At 64.8% G+C, this 21955-nt stretch carries 25 protein-coding genes; 13 read left to right on the forward strand and 12 right to left on the reverse strand.

The annotated features are described in order from the left end of the window. The first annotated feature begins 24 nt into the window (after positions 1 to 24). Complete coding sequence (locus CK230_RS06875; protein ID WP_280952525.1) at positions 25 to 324, forward strand: transposase; 300 nt, start codon at positions 25 to 27, stop codon at positions 322 to 324. A gap of 346 nt (positions 325 to 670) precedes the next feature. On the opposite strand, the gene CK230_RS06880 is transcribed toward CK230_RS06875, so the two are convergent. Beyond that, positions 671 to 1096: an OsmC family protein gene (locus tag CK230_RS06880; RefSeq protein WP_095816471.1), complete on the reverse strand. Its 426-nt coding sequence runs from the start codon at positions 1094 to 1096 to the stop codon at positions 671 to 673. Between the two features lie 436 nt (positions 1097 to 1532). Between CK230_RS06880 and CK230_RS06885 the strand changes: the two genes are divergently transcribed. From CK230_RS06885 to CK230_RS06895, 3 genes are all read left to right on the forward strand, one after another. Then, entirely contained in the window at positions 1533 to 1757 is a 225-nt protein-coding gene (locus CK230_RS06885) for a hypothetical protein (RefSeq protein ID WP_095816472.1), read from the forward strand. Then, the gene (locus CK230_RS06890) at positions 1754 to 2110 is read left to right on the forward strand and encodes a YciI family protein (protein ID WP_095816473.1); all 357 of its coding nucleotides are present in this window, start codon (positions 1754 to 1756) and stop codon (positions 2108 to 2110) included. Before CK230_RS06885 ends, CK230_RS06890 begins: the two co-directional genes overlap by 4 nt. 140 nt (positions 2111 to 2250) lie before the next feature. Continuing rightward, positions 2251 to 2781, forward strand: coding sequence for a hypothetical protein (locus tag CK230_RS06895; RefSeq protein ID WP_095816474.1), 531 nt, complete (start codon positions 2251 to 2253; stop codon positions 2779 to 2781). A 430-nt stretch (positions 2782 to 3211) separates the two neighbouring features. Here CK230_RS06895 and CK230_RS06900 read toward each other — a convergent pair whose 3' ends face one another. Continuing rightward, entirely contained in the window at positions 3212 to 4489 is a 1278-nt protein-coding gene (locus CK230_RS06900) for a ubiquinone biosynthesis hydroxylase (RefSeq protein ID WP_095816952.1), read from the reverse strand. Positions 4490 to 4592: 103 nt separating this feature from the next. On the opposite strand from CK230_RS06900, the gene tesB reads away from it, so the two are divergent. The 6 genes from tesB to xth all read left to right on the forward strand — a co-directional run bounded on the left by tesB (position 4593) and on the right by xth (position 12577). Then, complete coding sequence (gene tesB / locus CK230_RS06905) at positions 4593 to 5456, forward strand: acyl-CoA thioesterase II (RefSeq protein ID WP_042645540.1); 864 nt, start codon at positions 4593 to 4595, stop codon at positions 5454 to 5456. A 249-nt stretch (positions 5457 to 5705) separates the two neighbouring features. Beyond that, entirely contained in the window at positions 5706 to 6044 is a 339-nt protein-coding gene (locus tag CK230_RS06910) for a P-II family nitrogen regulator (protein ID WP_027169082.1), read from the forward strand. A 49-nt stretch (positions 6045 to 6093) separates the two neighbouring features. Further along, on the forward strand, positions 6094 to 7419 hold the full coding sequence (locus CK230_RS06915) for an ammonium transporter (RefSeq protein ID WP_176480059.1): 1326 nt from the start codon (positions 6094 to 6096) through the stop codon (positions 7417 to 7419). Positions 7420 to 7901: 482 nt separating this feature from the next. Next, a complete protein-coding gene (locus CK230_RS06920) occupies positions 7902 to 10574 on the forward strand; it encodes a DNA translocase FtsK (RefSeq protein WP_095816476.1) in 2673 nt (890 codons plus the stop codon). Positions 10575 to 10859: 285 nt separating this feature from the next. After that, entirely contained in the window at positions 10860 to 11528 is a 669-nt protein-coding gene (locus CK230_RS06925) for an outer membrane lipoprotein carrier protein LolA (protein ID WP_095816477.1), read from the forward strand. A gap of 242 nt (positions 11529 to 11770) precedes the next feature. After that, positions 11771 to 12577: an exodeoxyribonuclease III gene (gene xth, locus CK230_RS06930; protein WP_095816478.1), complete on the forward strand. Its 807-nt coding sequence runs from the start codon at positions 11771 to 11773 to the stop codon at positions 12575 to 12577. A gap of 288 nt (positions 12578 to 12865) precedes the next feature. On the opposite strand, the gene CK230_RS06935 is transcribed toward xth, so the two are convergent. Then, positions 12866 to 13321 carry a cyclic nucleotide-binding domain-containing protein gene (locus CK230_RS06935; protein WP_095816479.1) on the reverse strand — a complete coding sequence of 152 codons (456 nt, stop codon included), beginning with the start codon at positions 13319 to 13321 and terminating at the stop codon, positions 12866 to 12868. Between the two features lie 264 nt (positions 13322 to 13585). Continuing rightward, positions 13586 to 14269: a response regulator transcription factor gene (locus CK230_RS06940; protein WP_095816480.1), complete on the reverse strand. Its 684-nt coding sequence runs from the start codon at positions 14267 to 14269 to the stop codon at positions 13586 to 13588. Between the two features lie 87 nt (positions 14270 to 14356). Here CK230_RS06940 and CK230_RS06945 point away from each other — a divergent pair, with 87 nt between their 5' ends. Beyond that, positions 14357 to 14953: a L,D-transpeptidase gene (locus CK230_RS06945; RefSeq protein ID WP_095816481.1), complete on the forward strand. Its 597-nt coding sequence runs from the start codon at positions 14357 to 14359 to the stop codon at positions 14951 to 14953. Between the two features lie 51 nt (positions 14954 to 15004). On the opposite strand, the gene CK230_RS33540 is transcribed toward CK230_RS06945, so the two are convergent. Together CK230_RS33540 and CK230_RS06955 are read right to left on the reverse strand one after the other, a co-directional pair. Beyond that, positions 15005 to 15145, reverse strand: coding sequence for a hypothetical protein (locus CK230_RS33540; RefSeq protein WP_245429848.1), 141 nt, complete (start codon positions 15143 to 15145; stop codon positions 15005 to 15007). Between the two features lie 332 nt (positions 15146 to 15477). Continuing rightward, positions 15478 to 15741: a hypothetical protein gene (locus CK230_RS06955; protein WP_095816482.1), complete on the reverse strand. Its 264-nt coding sequence runs from the start codon at positions 15739 to 15741 to the stop codon at positions 15478 to 15480. A 130-nt stretch (positions 15742 to 15871) separates the two neighbouring features. Here CK230_RS06955 and gcvA point away from each other — a divergent pair, with 130 nt between their 5' ends. Beyond that, complete coding sequence (gene gcvA / locus CK230_RS06960; RefSeq protein ID WP_095816483.1) at positions 15872 to 16798, forward strand: transcriptional regulator GcvA; 927 nt, start codon at positions 15872 to 15874, stop codon at positions 16796 to 16798. A gap of 9 nt (positions 16799 to 16807) precedes the next feature. Here the strand turns inward: gcvA and CK230_RS06965 are convergent, their stop codons facing one another. The 6 genes from CK230_RS06965 to tsaD form a co-directional block, all read right to left on the reverse strand. Further along, positions 16808 to 17233 (reverse strand): DUF1761 domain-containing protein, encoded by a 426-nt coding sequence (locus CK230_RS06965; protein WP_095816484.1) that lies wholly within the window; start codon positions 17231 to 17233, stop codon positions 16808 to 16810. A 51-nt stretch (positions 17234 to 17284) separates the two neighbouring features. Beyond that, positions 17285 to 17983, reverse strand: coding sequence for a methyltransferase (locus CK230_RS06970; RefSeq protein ID WP_176480038.1), 699 nt, complete (start codon positions 17981 to 17983; stop codon positions 17285 to 17287). After that, positions 17938 to 18363 (reverse strand): EVE domain-containing protein, encoded by a 426-nt coding sequence (locus CK230_RS06975; RefSeq protein ID WP_040991460.1) that lies wholly within the window; start codon positions 18361 to 18363, stop codon positions 17938 to 17940. The genes CK230_RS06970 and CK230_RS06975 overlap by 46 nt, the downstream gene beginning before the upstream one ends. Positions 18364 to 18529: 166 nt before the next feature. Further along, a complete protein-coding gene (locus tag CK230_RS06980; RefSeq protein ID WP_095816486.1) occupies positions 18530 to 18826 on the reverse strand; it encodes a YciI-like protein in 297 nt (98 codons plus the stop codon). An 18-nt stretch (positions 18827 to 18844) separates the two neighbouring features. After that, the gene (locus CK230_RS06985; RefSeq protein ID WP_095816487.1) at positions 18845 to 19846 is read right to left on the reverse strand and encodes an NAD(P)H-dependent glycerol-3-phosphate dehydrogenase; all 1002 of its coding nucleotides are present in this window, start codon (positions 19844 to 19846) and stop codon (positions 18845 to 18847) included. Continuing rightward, a complete protein-coding gene (gene tsaD / locus CK230_RS06990; protein ID WP_176480060.1) occupies positions 19843 to 20928 on the reverse strand; it encodes a tRNA (adenosine(37)-N6)-threonylcarbamoyltransferase complex transferase subunit TsaD in 1086 nt (361 codons plus the stop codon). Before tsaD ends, CK230_RS06985 begins: the two co-directional genes overlap by 4 nt. 102 nt (positions 20929 to 21030) lie before the next feature. Here tsaD and hemC point away from each other — a divergent pair, with 102 nt between their 5' ends. Continuing rightward, positions 21031 to 21954 (forward strand): hydroxymethylbilane synthase, encoded by a 924-nt coding sequence (gene hemC / locus CK230_RS06995; RefSeq protein WP_095816489.1) that lies wholly within the window; start codon positions 21031 to 21033, stop codon positions 21952 to 21954. Position 21955 lies beyond the last annotated feature (1 nt).

Here is a 21955-nt window from a genome sequence, read left to right on the forward strand (position 1 = left end):
GCTGCACAAGAAGCACGGCGCAAAATCAACAAGGAAGCCAAGGCCAAGGGCAACAAGGTTCAACCGCAGACGCTGATAGCAGCCGGCTTCGTCATCCTTGTGACCTCGCTTGACCGGGAGGAGTTTCCCGCCGGCACGGTTCTCAAGCTCTATCGCATGCGCTGGCGCATCGAGCTCGCCTTCAAGCGCCTGAAGAGCCTGATCGGGCTGCGCGCGCCTCCCGCCAAAGACCCAAGGATCGCAAAGCCTTGGATTCTTGCCCACTTCCTCATCGCGCTTGTGACCGAACCCCTCTCGCGGGAGTTGGGTGTCTCTCCCCCTTGAGCGACGGGCGCCCGTTGCTGTGGCGTGCTACCCGCCAGATCGTCGCTTCCCTGATCGCAGCGATCTTTACCCAGCCGCCCCTGGCGATTCTGCGCCGAAATCTTCATGCCTTGCGACATCGCTGGCGCGAGCCACCACGAAAACGCAAGTTTCAAGCCATGCCAAAGCTATCTTAGCGCATATGCCCTCAAGGGGGAGATTGGCAGCTTCGGCGCCGGCGCTCCCTTTGCAACGTCGGCGATTGGCGAAAGCTGGCGTGACATCTGATCTCCCCCCTTGAGGGGGAGATGTCCGGCAGGACAGAGAGGGGGGCGAAGGATCGCTACGTCTCAAATAGAAACGCCAATCACCCCAACTTCGCATCCAGCGACACCTTGATCGCCCCCAGCGCCTTCGACACCGGGCACTCGGCCTTGGCCTTCTCGGCCAGTTCCTTGAACTTCGCCGCGTCGATGCCCGGCACCTTGCCGACCAGGGTGATGGCGCTGCCGGTGATGCCGGTGCCGGGCACCAGCGTCACCACCGCCTTGGCGTCGAGCTCGGCGGCGGGCGTGCCGTTCTCGGCCAGGAAATGCGACAGCTGCATGGCGTAGCAACCGGCATGCGCCGCCGCGATCAGCTCTTCCGGATTGGTGCCGGACTTGCCGCTCTCGTCCTCGAAGCGCGCCTTGAAGGAATAGGGCGTGCCCTTCAGCGTCCCGCTCTGTGTGTCGAGCGTGCCCTGGCCTTCCTTCAGATTGCCTTTCCAGACGGCGTTTGCGGTGCGGTCCATGGAGTCCTCCTGGTCTGTCGGTGTTGCGCCGGCGGATGCCGGCGTTCTCTTGAACTATAGCGCGGGCGCGGTGGAAGGCCATCCACCGGCGCGTTGAGATTCAGGTGAGGCCGGCCTGCAAATGGCGGCTCCCTGCGCTTCCGGCGCTCACGTACGAAAAGTACGCTCCGCTCCGGCCTTCGCCGGCCGAAGCCCTCACAAGTGTTTCCGCCCGACGAAGGCTACGGCCGGCGCAGGCCGGTTCTCGGAAGCCACCCAGTTTGGTCGCTTCGCGCCCGTCTTCGACTCCGACTCGGCCTGACCTGAATCTCAACGCACCTCCCCGCTGCTTTGACTGGGCAGGGCAAATTCTCGAAAAAATGTCCGCGCAAAATGTCGACTTGCCATCGGCCCGGCCGTCCTGCGGGCGGCCACTCACGGCCGATGGAGATTTGAGATGGACAATCTGTTTTTTGCGGTCTGGGGAAAGCCGGAGCGAAAAGCCCGGCGAGCGGAGGAATTCTGGCTGGATCCGCCGGCGCCCGGTCTCGGTCGACTGGTTGTGGCCATCGCTATTGTCGGCGTCGCGGCATGCCTGCTCGACCACATGGTCACGGCAAGCAAAACTGACACCGCCGCCTTTGCCTTTTATAACGTGGCCACCGAAGGGAGCTCGAGATGAAATATGTCCTGCTGGTCTATGGCGAGGAGAAGGACCTTTACGCGCTTACCCCGGAACGGGCGGCCAGGCTCGATGCCGACTCGCTTGCCTATGACAGGGAACTCGACCGGCAAGGCAAGCTTATCATCGCGCAGGCGCTGCAGTCGGTGAAGACCTCGAAATCGCTGAGGCGACGCAAAGGCAAGGCGCTGGTGACCGACGGGCCATTCGCCGAGACCAAGGAGCAGCTGCTCGGCTTCGTCATGGTCGAGGCGGCCGACCTTGCCGAGGCGCTGAAGATCGCGGAAGGCATCCCGCTGGCCGAGCTCGGCACCGTCGAGGTCAGGGCGATCTATGACATACCAGGGTCATAGGCGCTGGCCAGGTCGGGCGCGGCGTTGCAGCTGTCTCTTGCGGGAAACATCTTCAGGGTTTCTTCACGGACGCAACCGTTGCGTGTTGAAGCAGGGCTGCATCTCTCTTATCGTCGCCACGATTTTGGGGGGAATTCGGCATGCCTATTCTTATTGCGATACTTGGCCTGCTTGGGGCGGCCGCCATCTGGTGGTACCGGCTGAAATATATGAGCGACGCCGCACGCGAGGTCGCCGATGTCGTCGGACGCGTCCAGGGCAACATACGGCGCAAGAAATTGCGCAAGCAGGCCGCGCTCTCGCCGCTGACGGCGATCGACGATCCGGTGGTGGCAGCGGCGACGCTGATTACCGCGATTGTTGCAGAGCAAGGGCCGGTGCTGCCGCAGCGCGAGGCCGTCATCCGGGACGTCATCTCGCAGATCGCGGAAAACCCGAAGAAGACGGACGAGGCGGTCGTCTACGCAAAATGGGCCGCCGCGCAGGTCGACGACACGACGATCGTCATCGACAAGCTGGCGCCCTTCCTCCGCGAGCGCCTCGACCCGCATGAGCGCGACGATCTGCTCAGGATGCTGAACCGTGTCGCGCAAGGCGGCGAGCAGAGCCTGAAGATAGCGGACCAGCGGATGCTGAGGCTGCGGCAGAAGCTGGGGTTCGAGGTGAACTAGAATTCAGGTGAGGCCGGCCTGCAAATGCCGGCTCCCTGCGCTTCCGGTGCTCACGTACGAAAAGTACGCTCCGCTCCGGCCTTCGCCCGGTTCTCGGAATCCGCCCAGTTTGGCCGCTTCGCGCCCGTCTTCGACTCCGACTCGGCCTGACCTGAATTTCACCGCGCGGCGACGACCGTATCGCCTGCCTTCGTGATGGAGCGAAACGCCTCTCGCGTCGTCATTCTATGGCCGAGCAAGGAGCGAAGCGACGCGCGCAGACCATAGAATCCATTCCGTGACATCAGAGCGCCGCATCGGTGCAGGTTCTGCGTCGCTGCGTTCCTTGGCGCAGGGAACGGAATGGATCCGGGTCTGCGCTCCGCTTCGCGTCGCTCCGCCCGTGGATGACGAAATGACAGGCGCTGCCGCTATTCCTCCAGGCAAGGCCTCAGATCGCCTCGCCCTTGAGCAGCCTCGGCGTGTCGCCGGACAGGCCCGAGGCCTGGCGGACGAAGAAATCCTTCAGCCGGGGCATGCGTTCCACGAGACCGAGGCCGAGATCGCGCATGGCGCGCAGCGGGCCGATGTCGTTGGAAAACAGCCGGTTCAGCACGTCGGTGGTGACGCCCATCTGCAGCGTGTCGAAGCGGCGCCACTGCTGGTAGCGCTCGAGCACGTCGAGCGCGCCGATATCCTGGCCGAGCCGGTCGGCTTCGACCACGACTTCGGCGAGCGCCGCGACGTCCTTGAAGCCGAGGTTGAGGCCCTGGCCGGCGATCGGGTGGATGCCGTGCGCAGCGTCGCCGGCGAGCGCGATGCGCGGCGCGACGAAGGCGCGGGCCAGCGTCAGGCCGAGCGGCCAGGCGCGCGGCTTGTCGACGACCCTTATTTCGCCGAGCTTCAGGCCGAAGCGCTGCTCCAGATCGTGCTCGAAGACAAACTCGTCGCCCTCGACCAGCGCCTTGGCGTCCTGCGTGCGCTCCACCCAGACGATCGACGAACGGTTGGTTCCGTCCTTGTCCGGTTTCAGCGGCAGCGTGGCGAAGGGGCCGGCGGGCAGAAAATGTTCCTCGGCGCGGCCGTTATGCGGGCGCTCATGCGCCACCGTGCAGACGATGCCGGACTGGCCGTATTCCCATTTGACGGTCTTGATGCCAGCCATGTCGCGCAGCCTGGAGTTGACGCCGTCGGCCGCGATCAGCAGCCGCGCCTTCAGCGTCGCGCCGTCGGCCAGGTGCACCGTGATGCCGGCGCCATTGACGTCGAAGGCGCTGACCGCGATGCCTTCGATGATATCGATGCCGAGCTTTTCGGCGCGGCGGCGCAGCGCGCCGTTCAAGTCACGGTTGGCGACCATGTGGGCGAAAGGCTCGCCCGGCGCCACCTCGCCGTCGAAGGTCAGGAACACCGGGCGCACCGGGTCGGCGGCGCGCGAGTCGGTGATGATCATTTCGGTGATCGCCTGCGCTTCCGGCGCGATCTCGTCCCAGACGCCGAGCTGCTCCAGCATGCGGCCGGCGGCCGCGGCGATGGCCGAGGCGCGGCCGTCCCGCTGCCAGGCGCCCGCAGGCGCGGCGTCGACGACGGCGATGGCGAGGCCCGGCCGCGCCTGCTTCAGCGACACGGCCGCAGTGAGGCCGACATAGGCCGCGCCGGCGATGAGCACGTCGAGCGGAGCTTCGCGTTTCGCGTCGGCCTTTGCTCCATCCGGCTTGCGGTCGACCATGGCATCATCCTTTCGCGGCTTCGTCCGGCCGCCGCTTGCGGCCTTGACTGGCCGCACATCCTGTCCGAAACCGGCCATGGCGCATCCTTGAAGGATTTCAGACATGACGGCGGCCATGGACGAGCTTCTAGACATTCTCGACCTCGAGCAGCTCGAACACAATCTGTATCGTGGTCGCAGCCCAAAGGTCGACTGGCAGCGCGTCTTCGGCGGCCAGACCATCGCCCAGGCGCTGGTCGCCGCGCAGCGCACCGTGGAGCCGGAACGCCATGTGCATTCGCTGCACGGCTATTTCATGCGGCCCGGCGACACCAAGCTGCCGATCGTCTACGAGGTCGACCGCATCCGCGACGGCGGCTCCTTCACCACGCGCCGGGTCGTGGCGATCCAGCATGGCCAGGCGATCTTCTCGCTGGAGGCCTCGTTTCAGCAGGACGAGATTGGCCTCGAGCACCAGATGCCGATGCCGCGCGACGTGCCGGCGCCCGACACGCTGCTCTCCCAGCGCGAGCTGCTCGGTAAATTCGGGGAAGCGGTGCCGGAAGGCATCAGGCGCTACTGGGATCGCGACCGGCCGATCGAGATGAAGCCGGTGATGCTCAAGCATTACACAAGCCGCGAAAAGCTGGAGCCGCAGCAGAACATCTGGATCCGCACCACCGGCCCGGTGCCCGAAAACCGTGCGATACAGGCGGCCGTGCTCGCCTACCTCTCCGATATGACGCTGCTCGACACCTCGACCTTCGCGCATGGCCGCGCCATCTTCGACCGCGACATCCAGGCGGCCAGCCTCGACCATGCCATGTGGTTCCACCGCAGCCACTCGCTGGACGACTGGATCCTCTACAATCAGGACAGCCCGTCGACGCAGGGATCACGCGGCTTCACGCGCGGTTCGCTGTTCGCGCGGGACGGAACGCTCATCGCTTCGGTCGCCCAGGAGGGCCTGATCCGACTCAAGCGTTGAGCCGGCTTCTGGTTGATGCCCGCTAGGTAGGCATTTTCGAAATTTTGCCTATTTTTTAATCATGACGGCTGATGCGACCGCGCACAAATGATGTGCGCGGGCCGCCCTGCCCCTTTGTTTACAACAGGTTAACATTCTGCTTCGGCAATTGGCACGGAGCTTGAATCCTGTCGGGCACTCTCCGGCTCTCCTCGGGATCGGTGTAGGTGTGCAATCGCGGGGGACCGCAACAGCAAAGGGTGAAACCTTATGAAAATCGTGATGGCAATCATCAAGCCGTTCAAGCTCGACGAGGTGCGCGAAGCGCTCACCGCCGTCGGCATCCAGGGCCTGACCGTCACCGAAGTCAAAGGCTACGGGCGTCAGAAGGGGCACACGGAAATCTATCGCGGCGCGGAGTACGCGGTCAGCTTCCTGCCCAAGATCAAGATCGAGGTCGCGGTCGGCGCCGACATGGTCGACAAGGCCGTCGAAGCCATCACCTCGGCCGCCAAGACCGGCCAGATCGGCGACGGCAAGATCTTCGTCTTCGGCATCGACCAGGCGGTGCGCATCCGTACCGGCGAAACAGACACCGACGCGCTCTGAGCGGCGACCATCCATTCCAACGGAGAGTTCAATGAATATTCCTTCCACCTTGAAGACGACGGGACGCGCGGCCGCTTCGCTCGCTCTCGTAGCGCTGAGCACCGCCGCCGCCTTCGCGCAGGAGGCCGCTCCGGCGGCGGCGCCTGCGGCGCCGACCCCGGTTCTCGACACCGGCAATACCGCCTGGATGCTGACCTCGACGGCGCTGGTGCTGATGATGACCATTCCGGGCCTGGCGCTGTTCTACGGCGGCATGGTGCGCAAGAAGAACGTGCTGGCCACCATCATGCAAAGCTTCGCCATCACCTGCCTGGTGACTGTGCTGTGGTTCATGTTCGGCTATTCGCTCGCTTTCACCACCAATGATTCCGCCGGCCTGAACAGCTATGTCGGCGGCCTCTCGCGCTTCTTTCATCACGGCATCACGGTCTCGACGCTTTGGCTGCCGGGCGTGGCGAACATTCCTGAATTCGTCTTCTCGATGTTCCAGATGACCTTCGCCATCATCACGCCGGCGCTGATCGCCGGCGCCTTCGCCGAGCGCATGAAATTCTCGGCGCTGTTGATCTTCATGGGCCTGTGGCTGGTCTTCGTCTATGCGCCGATCGCGCACTGGGTGTGGGGCGGCGGCTTCCTGGCTACGGCCGGCGTTCTCGACTTCGCCGGCGGCACGGTCGTCCACATCAACGCCGGTGTCGCGGGCCTGGTCTGCGCGCTGGTGCTGGGCAAGCGCGAAGGCTACGGCACCACCAACATGGCGCCGCACAACCTCGTCTATTCGGTGATCGGCGCCTCGCTGCTGTGGGTCGGCTGGTTCGGCTTCAACGCCGGTTCGGAACTGGCGGCCGACGGCCTCGCCGGCGCCGCGATGATGAACACGCAGGTCGCCACCGCCGCGGCGGCGCTGGCCTGGATGTTTGCCGAATGGATCGTCGCCAAGAAGCCCTCGGTGCTCGGCATCATCTCAGGCGCCGTTGCCGGCCTCGTCGCGGTGACGCCGGCTTCCGGCTTCGTCAACCCGACCGGCGCCTTCATCATCGGCATCATCGCCGGCGTCGTCTGCTACATCTCGGCAGTCAAGATCAAGCATGCGCTCGGCTATGACGACTCGCTCGATGCCTTCGGCGTGCACGGCGTTGGCGGCATCGTCGGCGCGCTGCTCACCGGCGCGCTCGCCGATCCGACCATCAACGCGCTCGGCAAGGACGCGTCGGTCGGCAAGCAGATCTACGGCATCGTCTTCACCATCCTGTGGACGGCGATCGCCACCTTCGTGATCCTCTACATCGTCAAGGCGCTGGTCGGCCTGCGCCCGTCCACCCAGGAAGAGGTCGAAGGTCTCGACGTCACCCTGCACGGCGAAGTGGTGCCGTAAGGCTGCCTTTGCCCCTTACCAGGGCGCAATTCCGGAAGGTTTCACACTTTTCCTGGAGTTGCGCCGAGGGCCGGCGGATCCTCCTCCCGCCGGCCCTGAATTCCTCCCAAGATCCCGTCGTGACGCTCTCGAAAGGGGCTCACGCCTTGAGGCCCGGAACACCCTTCCGGGCCTCCTTTTTTTGTCAGCCGGCCATCCAAGCCGTTTCGTTCACGTTGGACTTGATCGCGCCTGCATGAAACATCGGCCCGCCAACCAGTGATCGCCGAGGATCGGGTCCCGAAACGAGCCTGATCGTTTCGCCGCTTACGCAAAGAAGGGCGGGCCGCAAGCCCGCCATCCGTTGTTGCCGATGAAGTGCAGATGAAGTTCGGTAAAAGGCCATGGTTAATGCGGCCTTAACCTTCCCCCCGATAGTCTGGCGTTCGAATCTGCCGGGGTGCGCCAAGCGCCCGGCCAGGCAACGATCACGGGGAAGAGGCATGCGTTCAGGCGCTTCAGCACCGCTCGCGCTGACCGATACGGGGCACGGCATCCAGGCATTCGCGCGACGCCAGGTCGGGCGGCTGGTCGGCGCCGGGCTGTTCCTGTTCACCGCCTTCGGCATCGCGGCTTTGGCCACGTGGAACGTTGCCGACCCGAGCTTCTCGCACGCCACCAGCAACGTCGTCACCAATGCCATGGGCTATGCTGGTGCTGTGTTCTCCGACCTTGCCATGCAGTTCTTCGGCCTTGCCGCCGTCGCCGGGTTGGTGCCGACGGTGATCTGGGGCTTTCTGCTCTTCACTGCGCGCGGCGTCGACAAATTGCCGAAGCGCGGCTTCGCTTGGTTCGGCTTTGCGCTTCTGGCCGCGGCTATCGCCGGCTGCGTGACGCCCCCCAACACCTGGCCGCTGCCGACCGGACTGGGCGGCGTCTTCGGCGACATGGTGCTGAAGATCCCCGGCATCGCGGTCGGCGGTTACCCGAAAGGGCTTTTCGCGACGATCATCGCGGTCGTCCTCGCCGCGCCGATGTCGTGGCTGTTTGCCTATGGCTCGGCGCTTATCGTGCGCAAGAACGGCTTCGCCGTCATGGAGCGCAGCGCCGCGCCCGATCCGCGCGAGCAGGACCAGATGCTGTTCGACGAGGATGAGGACGAGGGCGATGAGGGAATACTCGCGCTCGGCGCCGTCACCCATTGGTGGCTGTCGTTCCGCGCCTTCCTGCACCGCCGCGCGGCGCGCCGCAGGCGCGAGCGCGACGAGTTGGAGCCGCCGATGCAGCCCAAGGCCAGCGCCTGGCGGCGCGCCGCCGAGCGCGTCGAATCGGCCGAATTCGCCGAAAGCCGGGTGAGCCCGGGCGGCCGCGCCCGTGTCGAGCCGGAATTCTTTGCCGCCATGGTCAATGACCGCAGCGCCTTGGTCGATCCCGTGGACCAGGATATTTTCGACGACGAGCAGGACGAGGACGTCGACCTTGACGATTTTGACGAGGCGCCTGCTTCGCGGCGCGGCGCGGCGGCCAGGGTGCGGAACTTCCGCTCGGATGCCGCGACCCGCGTCGAGGCGCCGGCGGCGCGGCCGGTGCCGGGCGCCCGTGTCCAGCGCGAGGCGCAGACCTCGCTGATCGGTTCCGACACGTTCGAGATGCCGTCGCTGCATTTCCTGTCCGAGCCGAAGAATGTCGCCAAGGATCCAAGCCTGTCGAAGGACGCCCTGGAGCAGAACGCGCGTCTGCTCGAGGGCGTGCTGGAGGATTTCGGCGTCAAGGGCGAGATCATCCATGTCCGCCCCGGTCCGGTCGTGACGCTCTACGAGCTGGAGCCGGCGCCCGGCATCAAGTCCTCGCGCGTCATCGGCCTGTCCGACGACATCGCGCGCTCGATGAGCGCGATCGCCTGCCGCGTCGCGGTGGTGCCCGGCCGCAACGCCATCGGTATCGAGCTGCCCAACGCCAAGCGCGAGACGGTCTATCTCAGAGAGATCATGGCGAGCCGCGACTTCGAGACGACGAAGGCAAAGCTGGCGCTGGCGCTCGGCAAGACCATCAACGGCGAGGCCGTCATCGTCGACATCGCCAAGATGCCGCACGTGCTGGTCGCCGGCACCACCGGCTCGGGCAAGTCGGTCGCCATCAACACGATGATCCTGTCGCTGCTCTACCGGATGACGCCGCAGGAATGCCGGCTGATCATGATCGACCCGAAGATGCTCGAGCTCTCGGTCTATGACGGCATCCCGCATCTGCTGACGCCGGTCGTCACCGACCCGAAAAAGGCGGTCGTCGCGCTGAAATGGACCGTGCGCGAGATGGAGGACCGCTACCGCAAGATGTCCAAGGTCGGCGTGCGCAACATCGACGGTTTTAACGCACGCGTCCAGCAAGCGGAGAAAAAGGGCGAGAGGATCTCGCGCACGGTGCAGACCGGCTTCGACCGCCAGACCGGCGAGGCGATCTACGAGACCGAGAATCTCGATCTCGAGCCGATGCCCTATATCGTGGTCATCATCGACGAGATGGCCGACCTGATGATGGTGGCCGGCAAGGATATCGAGGGCGCGGTGCAGCGCCTGGCGCAGATGGCGCGTGCCGCCGGCATCCATGTCATCATGGCGACGCAACGTCCCTCGGTCGACGTCATCACCGGCACCATCAAGGCCAATTTCCCGACCCGCATCTCCTTCCAGGTGACGTCGAAGATCGACAGCCGCACCATCCTCGGCGAGCAGGGCGCGGAACAGCTGCTCGGCATGGGCGACATGCTCTACATGGCCGGCGGCGGTCGCATCCAGCGCGTCCACGGCCCGTTCGTCTCGGACGACGAGGTCGAGCGGATCGTCGCGCATCTCAAACTGCAGGGCGTGCCGGAATATCTCGACGCCATCACGGAGGACGATGAGGAAGAGGACGAGGACAGTCCTTCCGGCAAGGGCGGTTCCGGCGGCGGTGGCGGCGGCAATTTCGAAGATTCCGACGATCCTTACGACCAGGCGGTGGCGGTGGTGCTGCGCGACGGCAAGGCTTCGACCAGCTACATCCAGCGGCGGCTCGGCATCGGCTACAACCGCGCCGCCTCGATCATCGAGAAGATGGAGAAGGAAGGCATTGTCGGCCCGGCCAACCATGCCGGCAAACGCGAGATTTTGGTGCCCACGGAGGACGACAAGTTCTAGCTAGGGCTTGTCGAGATTCAGGTGAGGCCGGCCTGCAAATGGCGGGTTCCTGCGCTTCCGGTGCTCACGTACGAAAAGTACGCTCCGCTCCGGTTCTCGGAACCCATCATTTTCGACTCGGCCTGACCTGAATCTCGACAAGCCCTGGCCTGACTAGACGTAGGGGTCAGCAAGCAACCGGAAATCGTCTGGCGCGTTTGTGCGAAGTTGTCGCGCACCCGCCAAACTTAGGCCCTAGTGGGAGTCCAGATACTGCCACGACACGAAACACAGGAAGTGACCGGCATGAACACCCAGACCGAATTCGCCATCACCCGCCGCCAGGTCCTCGGCCTCGGCTTGATGCTTGGCGGAGCTGCCGCGCTCAACCTTGTGCCCGGCTACCAGCTTGTGGCGGCCGCGCAGGCGGCGGTGCCGCCGGCGGCGCAGAAGATCGCCGATCATTTCTCCTCGGTGAAGTCGATGAGCGGCGAGTTCGTGCAGTTCGGCCCGAAAGGCGAGCAGACCGGCGGCAAGTTCTTCCTGGAGCGTCCCGGCAAGATCCGCTTCAACTATGACGGTTCGTCGAACTTCCGCGTCATCTCCGACGGCAAGTCGGTGGTGATCCTCAACAAGAAGCTCAACACCTCCGATCTCTACCCGCTGTCGAAGACGCCGCTGAAGCTGCTGCTCGACGACCGGATCGACCTCTCCGGCGGGCGCGTCAAGGCCGTCAAGGAAGAGGACGACCTCACGACCATCAAGCTTTCCGACAAGTCGGTCTTCGGCAATGCCATGATCACCATGATGTTCGACCCGAGGACCTACGATCTGCGCCAGTGGACGATCACTGACGCTCAAGGGAAAGACACCACGGTGATGATCTTCAACACCAAGGAAGGCGTCAGCTTCCCGCCCGACACGTTCGCGATCGATTATACAGCGAACCGCGAACTGAATACGAAGACCCGGTAGATTCAGGTGAGGCCGGCCTGCAAATGGCGGTCTCCTGCGCTTCCGGTGCTCACGTACTTTAAGTACGCTCCGCTCCGGTTCTCGGAAACCACCTTGTTTGGTCGCTTCGCGCCCGTCTTCGACTCCGACTCGGCCTGACCTGAATCGGGGCCGCTGGTGCAAGATAGCCGCGGCATAGGTTGGCTTGTCTTTCCGGCGCTCGGCTGGCACTAGTTCGGCGACTCCTTTCCGGACCCGCCTGAATGCCGTTCACCATCGCCACCTGGAACATCAACTCCGTGCGCCTGCGCATGCCGATCGTCGAGCGGCTGCTGAAGGAGCGCGCGCCCGACGTGCTCTGCCTGCAGGAAACCAAGGTACCGGACGAGCTCTTCCCGGAGAAGGCATTCCGCAAGGCGGGCTACGAGCACATCCTGTTCCACGGCCAGAAGGGATATCACGGCGTGGCCACCGTGGCGCGCCGGCCGATCGAACTGGTCGAGAAGCGGCGCTTCTGCGAGATCGACGACAGCCGGCATCTGTCGGTCAGGGTCCAGGCGGGCGGCAAGTCGGTGCTGGTGCATAATTTCTATGTGCCGGCCGGCGGCGACGAGCCGGATCCGGAGATCAACCGCAAATTCCGGCATAAGCTCGACTTCGTTTACGAAATGAACTCCGTGCCGGCGAGCGGCGACGAATCGTCAGCCTCGATCCTGGTCGGCGACCTGAACATCGCGCCGCTGGAGCATGACGTCTGGTCGCACAAGCAATTGCTCAACGTCGTCAGCCACACGCCGGTCGAGACGACAAATTTCGAGGCGATGCGCAAGGCCGGCGGGTGGGTCGACCTGATGCGGTTCAACGTGCCCGCCGAGCAGAAGCTCTACACCTGGTGGAGCTATCGCGCGAAAGACTGGGAAGCGTCGAACCGCGGCCGCCGCCTCGACCATGTCTGGTCGTCCGCCAATCTGGTGCCGAGCTTCAAAGGCTACGAGATCCTGCAGGCGGCGCGAGGCTGGGAAAAGCCGTCCGACCATGTGCCGGTGATTGCGAGATTTGACTTGGATTGACGCGCTGCGGGAGATGGCGGCGCTGGCGTTCGGTCGTCATCCACGGGCGGAGCAAGGAGCGAAGCGACGCGCGTAGACCCGAGGATCCATTCCGTTACCTGCGTCGAAGGATGCAACGATGCAGAACGGGGGTAATTCTCTCCCCACATCGATCTTCGCCTGGAAACCACATTCTGCAACGCGGCAACGCCTCAACGTCACGGAATGGATTCCAGGGGTCTGCGCGCGTCGCTTCGCTCCTTGCTCCGCCCTGGAATGACGAGCCCGCCTTGGGCCGGCTCTCGCGTATCAGCCCATAAACCGCGGCGCCAGCTGCTCGATGCGGGCGATCATCTGCTGGAATTCCTCCAGGATGCGCTCATGCAACAGGACCGCGATCTCCGGATATTCTTCCAGGATTCGGTGGAACATCTTGCGGCTCAGCCGGATCACTTCCGAATCGACCGCGGCGGAGGCGCTGGTCAGCCGGTTGGTGTCGGCGATCAGCGCCAGTTCGCTCAGCATGGTGCCCGGACCCGCAGTGCCGATCGGGACGCGTTCGCCCCCCAGCTCCCGATAGAGCGTGATCAAGCCGCTGACCACGATGTAGGCAGAGTCGGCGACGTCGTCCTCGCGGTAGAGCTTGTGGTCGGCCTGCAGCAGGGTGGTCTCGGCGCCGAAAGCGAGCAGACGCAACTGTTCCTGCGTGAAGCCCTGGAAAAGCTTCACACCGGACAGGATGCGGATGTCGTCATCCAGCGCCATCCTAGCTGTGTCCCCGAGCGGTCAGTCCAGTCCCTCCTTTGGAGCGGCGCGCCCTCCTGGGCGCGCGAAAAACGCTCCACCATGCATCGTGCGATGCTTGCAACGAGCCGATCCATCACCCTCCAGCACCAGGATCGTACCCGAAGCGGTCCCGCCCGACCGCTCTCATCTCTTTTGGCTCAATTCCGGACGGAAGGCTACGGCGAAGCCGCCAAGCTCAACCGTTTCGTAGTTTTCCTGGAATTGCTTTAGATCATGAAGTGTTTAAGGAACCAGCTTGTAGCCGCCGCTTTCTGTCACAAGAATTTCGGCATTGGAAGGATCGCGCTCGATCTTCTGGCGCAACCGGTAGACATGGGTCTCCAGCGTGTGCGTGGTGACGCCGGAATTGTAGCCCCATACCTCTTCCAAAAGCACGTCGCGCGTCACCACCTTCTGGTCGGCGCGATAGAGATATTTGATGATCGAAGCTTCCTTCTCGGTCAGCCGCACCTTGGCGCCGCGTGGGTCGATCAAGAGCTTCTGGCTCGGCTTGAACGTGTAGGGTCCGACCGAGAACGTGGCGTCCTCGCTCTGCTCATGCTGGCGAAGTTGGGCGCGGATGCGCGCGAGCAGCACGGCGAAGCGGAATGGCTTGGTGACATAATCGTTGGCCCCGGCCTCAAGACCCAGAATCGTGTCTGAATCGGTGTCATGGCCGGTCAGCATGATGATCGGCGCCTTGTAGCCGCCCTTGCGCAGGATCTTCACCGCCTCGCGGCCATCCATGTCGGGCAAGCCAACATCCATGACGAGCAGATCGACAACGCCGCTGCGCGCCGCGGCCACGCCTTTTGCGGCGGTCGACTCCTGCTGGACGTCGAATTCCTCGTAGAGCGCCAGCTGCTCGACCAGAGTGGCGCGCAGGTCGTCGTCGTCATCGACGATCAGGATGGTGCGTGATGTCATGGGATATCAATCCGTTGTTTTAAAAAGAATATTCAGTTGACCTCCCCCCATTTATGCGGAAGCTCACCGGCGCAACAGCCGATCACAGTGATTTGTTCCGTGACCCGATCATACAAGAAAAAACGCGCGCGCAATGAGGCGGGCGCATTTTTGCCGAAGGGCTTGCGCGTTTTGGTGGTGCGCGCGCGCCCTGGCAACCCCGCGCAAGGCTTCCTGCAGGCCGGCAAAACGGTGTTTCCCTGCGCCCTGGGGCGCAACGGCATTACCGCCAACAAGCATGAAGGAGACGGCGCGACGCCGCTGGCGTCAATGCGCATCCTGTCGGGCTATTTCCGGGGCGATCACTTCCCGGGCGGGCGCAAGACGAGGCTGCCGATGGCGCCGATCGGTCCGGATCTCGGCTGGTGCGAGGTGCCGGACGACCGCAACTACAACCGGCCGGTGAAGATCCCCTATGGCGCGAGCCATGAGCGGATGAAGCGCGACGACCGGCTCTACGATGTCTGCCTGGTGCTCGACTGGAACATCGCGCCGCGCTTGCGCGGGCGCGGCAGCGCGATCTTCTTCCATCTGGCGCGGCCGGGCTTCACGCCGACGCTAGGCTGCGTGGCGGTGACGGCGCGGACCATGGCGAGGCTGCTTCCGTTGCTGTCGGACAGGACGGTGGTGAAGGTGGTGAGGTAGGGTGAGGCCGGCCTGCAAGTTCGGCTACTTCGCGTCTCCGGCCGGCCTGACCTAGCCTTTCGTGTAGTCAGGTCCAAAATGTGTCGGCAGGCCGTCGGCGAGTTTCACCCAGGGGAGCTTCTCTTCAAAAGCGACATGCAGCGTGGGCGCGAATTTCTCCGGCTCCTCCATCGCCGCGGCAAAGAAATGCATGACGTCGGACATCTTCTTCGAGCGGAAGGACAGCGGCGTACCGCAGCGATCGCAAAATGTTCTTTCGACGCCGGGAGAAGAATTGAAAACCTTTGGCGGCTCGGCGAGCCACCCATTGGCCGTCCAGGACGCCGATGTAAGTAGTCATCGGCGCAGAACATTGCCGCCGGCAACTTTCACAATGACAGACCACGCAGGCCTGTGCCGGACCATCGACTTCGAAAGCAACGGCGCCGCATAGGCAGTGGCCACGCATGTGAATTCTCCTTCCATTGATCGACCCGCTGGCGCTAAAGCCCGTCATGCCGGTGAAAGCGCCAGCGGTGTATGCATCAGCGGTGGGATCGATGCGGAGGCTGCCAGCCGGTGTCCAGCAAGCCGATGCGGCCAAGCTCGCGGTCCATTGCCTTCGAGACATCTTGGCGCTCGGCACCGATGTCACGCAGCAGGTCGTCGGAAAGATCCTCGAGCGATTCAAAGGGAGGCCGGGCGGCGACGCGGGCCTGACGCAGCCAGTCACGTGCTGAACGCAGCCAAAGGGTGAAGCTGGAGGGTGATTTCAGGGTGGTGCAAGACTTCAGAACGATCTCGGTCATGGCTCTATCCGTGTTCTCCGGATATCAAATCCGGTTTGATGGTGTTTCGATGAAGCCATGATGCCGAATTGAAAAACAAACGGGAAACGAGTAGTTCTTTTCTGATCATCAAGTTTTATTTGGAGATCATATGTCCAAGCTGCTGCCCGGAACGCGTGCGCTGCGGACGTTCGAGGCGGCCGCCAGGCATCTCAACTTCACCCGCGCCGCCGACGAGCTCGGCCTGACGCCAGCGGCGGTCAGCCACCAGATCAAGGAAATCGAGGATCAGCTCGACCTGGTGCTGTTCACCCGCACCAGCCGCACCATTCGGCTGACCGAAGCGGGCGGCGTGCTGCACGACGCGTCGATCGACGCGCTTGACCTGCTCAGCCGCGCGGTCAGCCGCGCCCGCAAGATGACGCGCGGCACGGCGCTGTTGAAGGTGACGCTCGACGCGCAGTTCGCGACGAAATGGCTGATGCGGCGCGTCGACGATTTCCGCCGGCAGAAGCCCGGCATCGAGCTGCGCTTCGACATCACCTACGACGTCAGGGATTTCGAGCGCGACGATGTCGATATCGGCATCCGTTTTGGCGCCGGCAAGTATCCGGGGCTCGTCGCGCACCGGCTGTTCGAAAACATCATCATCCCGGTGTGCAGCCCGGCGCTGCTGGTGTCAGGTCCGCCGCTGAGGGAGCCGCGCGACCTGTTCAACCACACGCTTGCGCATATCGAATGGTCGCGACAGGGCGTGACCTGGCCGAACTGGAGCATCTGGATGCACGCGGCCGGCGTCGATGATTTCGACGACAGCCGCACGCTGGTGTTCGGATCGTCAACCGATGCCACCCAGGCGGCGCTCGACGGCAATGCGGTGGCGCTCGCCGACTTTGCCATGGTCGCCAACGATCTTTCGCAGGGGCGCCTCGTGCGGCCCTTCGAGCTCGGCATCAAGGTCGCGCCGGAATTCGCCTATTTCCTGGTCTATCCCGAGGCGTCGAAGGACGACGCGCGGATCATCGCCTTCCGCGAATGGCTTCTCGACGAGGTGGCGAAAGACGCGGACGCAGGGTAAGGCTGTCTATCAGCCCGCGGGCGCCGCCGGCGCGCCGAACCAGCCGATAATGGCGCCGATGATCAGCATCACGCCCAGCCAATGGCTGGCATCGATCAGCGTCAGCGCCCAGCCGAAGCCTTGATAGCGGTGGTTGACGGCAAGCGTGGTGGCGATGAAACCTAGCCAAAGCACGAAGCCGAACAGCAGCCCCGCAATCGGGTTCGGCTCGCCGCCGGTGATTGCCCCCACCACCAATGTCAGGACAAGCGCCATGACCAGTTCGGCGATGAAGCTGATGATGAACGGAACGGCCGAGCGTTTCATGGTGGCAGGGTCAAGCTTGGCCGCCTTCAGCCAGGGCTTGCTCAACCCCATGTACCAGACCGCGCCGAACAACCATGCGACGATGGCGGCGACAACCACCGCCAGCCAGTTCACGACCGAAAAATCCATGCTTATCCCCTTCAGATCGAGGCGCGATGGAACGCTTGTTCGGCGATCGCGTCAAGCGAGGTGCCAGACGGTCGTGCGCTTGACCTCGGTATCCTCCAGCACACGCGTCACCGGAACCTGGTAGTCGGCAAGCGATTGCAGCCCGGTCCTGGGGAGGTAGGCGCGGCCGGGGTCGCCGATGAGGATCTCGGCGCCGCGCGCCCGTAGGCTCGTGAACCAGGGCAGCAGCCTGTCGGCGAAGGCCTTGTCGTAGAAGACGTCGCCGGCGAGCACGACGTCCCAGCCATCGTCGGTGCCGACGCAATCCGTGCCGAGGAATTGCGCTTCAACGGCGTTGGCTTCGAGGTTGAGCGCAATCGCCGTCTCGCAGAACGGATCGATGTCGGCGGCGATCACGGCCGCAGCACCGGCCTTCATCGCCGCGATGGCGACGAGGCCCGAGCCGGAGGCGAAATCGAGCACGCGTTTTTCGCGCACGGTCCCAGGGTGGTCGAGCACATAGCGGGCGAGGCCCTGGCCGCCGGCCCAGGCGAAGGCCCAGAAAGGCGGCGGCAGGCCGATCTCGGCCAATTCCTCCTCGGTGCGCAGCCAAAGGTCATGCGCCTCGTCGGCGAGGTGCAGCGGCACTTCCGGCACATGCGGCGGCGCCATCAGCGCCGTGTTGTCGAGGATGAACTTTTTGGCGTTCTTGGGCGTAAGCTTCGTCACGGTGCCGGGTTGAGCTCGGCCATGCGGCAGACCTCTTTCCATTCGGCCGGCGTCACCGGCTGCACGGAAAGCCGGCCGAGCCGCACCAGCGCCATCTCGGCGAGCTTGGGATTGGCCTTGACCTGTTCCAGCGTCACCGGCTTCGGCACGTCCTTGAAGGCGCGGATGTCGACGCATTCCCAGCGCGGATCGTCGGTCGTGGTGTCGGGGTGCGCCAGCGCGCAGACCTCGGCGATGCCGACGATGTCGAGCCCTTCATTGGAATGGTAGAAAAAGCCGAGATCGCCGATCTGCATCGCCTTCATGTTGTTGCGGGCGGCATAGTTGCGCACGCCGTCCCATTGCGTGCCGGCCTTGCCCTTGGCCTTCAGCGCCTCGAAGGAAAAGACCGAGGGTTCGGACTTGAACAGCCAGTAGTTCATATCGTTTGTCCCATCGCTTTGTCGGTTGGCCATTATTCGGCGTTGGCGCTGCCCTCACCCTACCTTCTCCCCGCAAGGACGGGGAGAGGGGGTCGCCAGCGTTGGAGCTTCTCCCTTCTGCCCGTTCTGATGCCGGCAGGCGGATGAGGGGCAGCGCAAACGAACCTCATTCGGTCACTGGCTTCTGGAAGACCCAGTTCCACGGACGGATCTGGACGCTTTCGAACAGACCGGCCTTGGCATAGGGATCGGCGGCGGCCAGGGCCTGCGCGCCGGCCATGTCCGGCGCCTCGATCATCACCAGGCTGCCGTCCGGCTTGCCGTCGGCGTCGAGGAAAGGACCGGCAAAGGCAAGCCTGCCTTCGCTGATCAGGCCCTCCAGGAACGCCGCATGCGCCGGCCGCGTGTCGACGCGCAGCGGCAGGCTGCCGGGCTTGTCCTTGCAAATCAACGCAAACAGCATCTTTTCAGCTCCGATGGTTCAGATGTCGGTTTCGGTCTTGAGCGGGCGTGTCATCAGCGCGGTCACGGCCTGGCCGATGTTGATCTTGCCGTCGAGGATGGCGGCGACGGCCGAAATGATCGGCGCCTCGATGCCGCGCCCGGCGGCGATGCGGGCGGCAATGCCCGCCGTCGGCACGCCTTCGGCCAGCGGCATGCCGGCAAGCGGCTTGCCCTGGCCGAGCGCCAGGCCATAGGCGAAATTGCGCGACTGTGCCGAGGAGCAGGTGAGCAGAAGGTCGCCAAGGCCGGAAAGCCCCATTAGCGTCTCCGGCCTGGCGCCGAAAGCGGCGCCGATGCGGCGCAGTTCGACGAAGCCGCGCGTCACCATGGCGGCCTGGGCGCTGGCGCCGAGGCCTGCTCCGGTGACGGCGCCGGCGGCGATGGCAAAGACGTTCTTCAGCGCGCCGCCGATCTCGACGCCGATCAGGTCGTCGCTGGAATAGCAGCGCAGGTTCTCCGCCGAGAAGCGCGCGGCAAGCTCCGCCGCCAATTCCGCCTCGCGGGCGGCGACCACGACGGCGGTCGGCAGGCCGCGCGCGACGTCGCTGGCGAAGCTCGGACCGGAAAGTGCCGCGACCGGATTGTTGGGCAGGCTTTCCTCGACGATCGTCGAGAGCAGCGCGCCGGTGTCGCGCTCGATGCCCTTGGCGCAGAGCACCAGCGGCGCTCCCTGAGGCACATGATTGCGAGCAGCGGCCAGGACCGCGCGCAGCGACTGCGCCGGCGTCACCGCGAGCACGCAGTCGGCGCCTTCGAGAGCGGCTGCAATGTCGCTGGTGGCCGCGATGCCGGGCTCGATCCTGATGCCGGGCAAATAGCGCGGGTTCTCGCCGCGGGCGATGGCGGCGACGGTATCGGTGTCGCGGGCATAGAGGCGCACATCATGGCCGGCGCGCAGCATGGCCAGCGCCAGCGCCGTGCCCCAGGCGCCGCCGCCTAGCACCGTGACGCGCCAGCTCGCGGATCGCTTGGCTGTCATGCCTTGGCACCACGCCGGCCCGAGCCGACCATGGGCGTGGAAACGCTGTCGAGCGGCCAGCGCGAGCGCGGCACGAAGTCGGCGGTGTTTTCGTCGGCGATCCCGGCGCGCAGGCGTTCGATGCCCGCCCAGGCGATCATCGCCGCATTGTCGGTGCACAGTTTCTGCGGCGGCGCGACGAAGGCGAAGCCGGCCGCGGAGCAAAGCGCTTCAAGCGTCGCCTTGATCGTGCGATTGGCGGCGACGCCGCCGGCGACGACCAGCGCCGGCTTTGCCTGGTCGGGGAATTCCTGGCGGAAGCGGGCAAGGGCGCGGGCGACACGATCGCCAAGCGCGTCGGCCACCGCCGCCTGGAAGGAGGCGCAGATGTCGGCGACGTCCTGGTCGCTCAACGGCGCGATCGCGGTCGCCGCCTGGCGCACCGCCGTCTTCAGGCCGGAGAAGGAAAAGTCCGGTTGCGCCGAGCCTTTCATCGGGCGCGGGAAGGCGAAGCGGCCGGCATCGCCTATCGCCGCCGCCTTCTCGACATTCGGGCCGCCGGGATAGGGCAGGCCGAGCATCTTGGCCGTCTTGTCGAAGGCTTCGCCGAGCGCATCATCGATCGTGGTCGCCCAGCGCTGGTAATCGCCGACGCCGCGCACCGCGACGATCTGGGTGTGGCCGCCGGAGACGAGCAGCAGAAGATAGGGAAAGTCGAGACCATCGGTCAGCCGCGCCGTCAGCGCGTGGCCTTCCAGATGGTTGATGGCGATCAGCGGCTTGTTGGCCGCGGCGGCGATCGCCTTGGCCGTCATCAGGCCGACGATCAGTCCGCCGACCAGGCCGGGCCCCGCCGTCGCGGCTATGGCATCGACCTCTTCGAGCGACACCTTGGAATCTTCAAGCGCCGCCTCGACTATCCCGTCCAGGGCCTCGACATGGGCGCGCGCGGCGATCTCCGGCACCACGCCACCAAAGGCCGCGTGTTCCTCGATCTGGCTCAGCACCACATTCGATAGGATTTCGGGCGCGGCGCCGCCGTCCAGCGCCACAACGCTGGCCGCCGTCTCATCGCAGCTCGTTTCAATGCCCAGAACGCGGATCAATTGTCGCTGGCCTCAAAGATTGTATCACCGGTCAATCCCAATTAGGAAAAGGCCCGGCAGACCTCAAGCTGCCCCGGGGGTTATCACGGACCGCGCGCCATGCAAACTTTGAAAATCGGAACTCGCGGCAGCCCGTTGGCGCTCGCCCAGGCGCATGAGACGCGCGCGCGGCTGATGCAGGCGCATGGCTTGGCGGAGCAGGCGTTCGAGGTGGTGGCCATCTCGACCAGCGGCGACCGCATCCAGGACCGGCCGCTGTCGGAAGCCGGCGGCAAGGGCCTGTTCACCAAGGAGATCGAGGAAGCGTTGCTTGACGGCCGCATCGACATCGCCGTGCATTCGTCGAAGGACATGCCGACGGTGCTGCCCGATGGGCTGGAGCTTGTCACCTTCCTGCCGCGCGAGGACGCGCGCGACGCTTTCATCGGCAAACGGGTGAAGCGGATCGCGGACCTGCCGCATGGCGCGACGGTTGGATCCTCGTCGCTGCGGCGCCAGGCGCTGATCCGCCGGATGCGGCCGGACCTCGATGTGGTGATCTTTCGCGGCAATGTGCAGACCAGGCTGCGCAAGCTGGACGAAGGCGTCGCCGAGGGCACTATCCTCGCCTATGCCGGGCTGAAGCGGCTCGGACTTGAAAACGTGGTCTCCGACCTTATGCCGCTCGAGGATTTTCCGCCGGCGCCGGGGCAAGGCGCGATCGGCATCGAAACCCGCATCGGCGACCGCGAGGTCGAAAAAATGCTCGCGGCGATCCATCACGTGCCGACCGGCCAGGCGCTCGCCTGCGAGCGCGCCTTCCTCGCCACGCTCGATGGATCCTGCCGCACGCCGATCGCCGGCCATGCGACGGTCTCGGGCGAGAAACTGTCCTTTGCCGGGCTGATCATCTCGCCCGACGGCAGGCAATCGCATGAGGTGCGGCTAGACGGCGAGGCTGCGGCCGCGGCGGAAATCGGCATGGATGCCGCGCGGACGGTTCGCGCCAGGGCCGGCGCAGAATTCTTCGACGGCTGGGCCTGAC

The organism is Mesorhizobium sp. WSM3859 (genome assembly GCF_002295065.1).
Classification (GTDB): Bacteria; Pseudomonadota; Alphaproteobacteria; order Rhizobiales; family Rhizobiaceae; genus Mesorhizobium.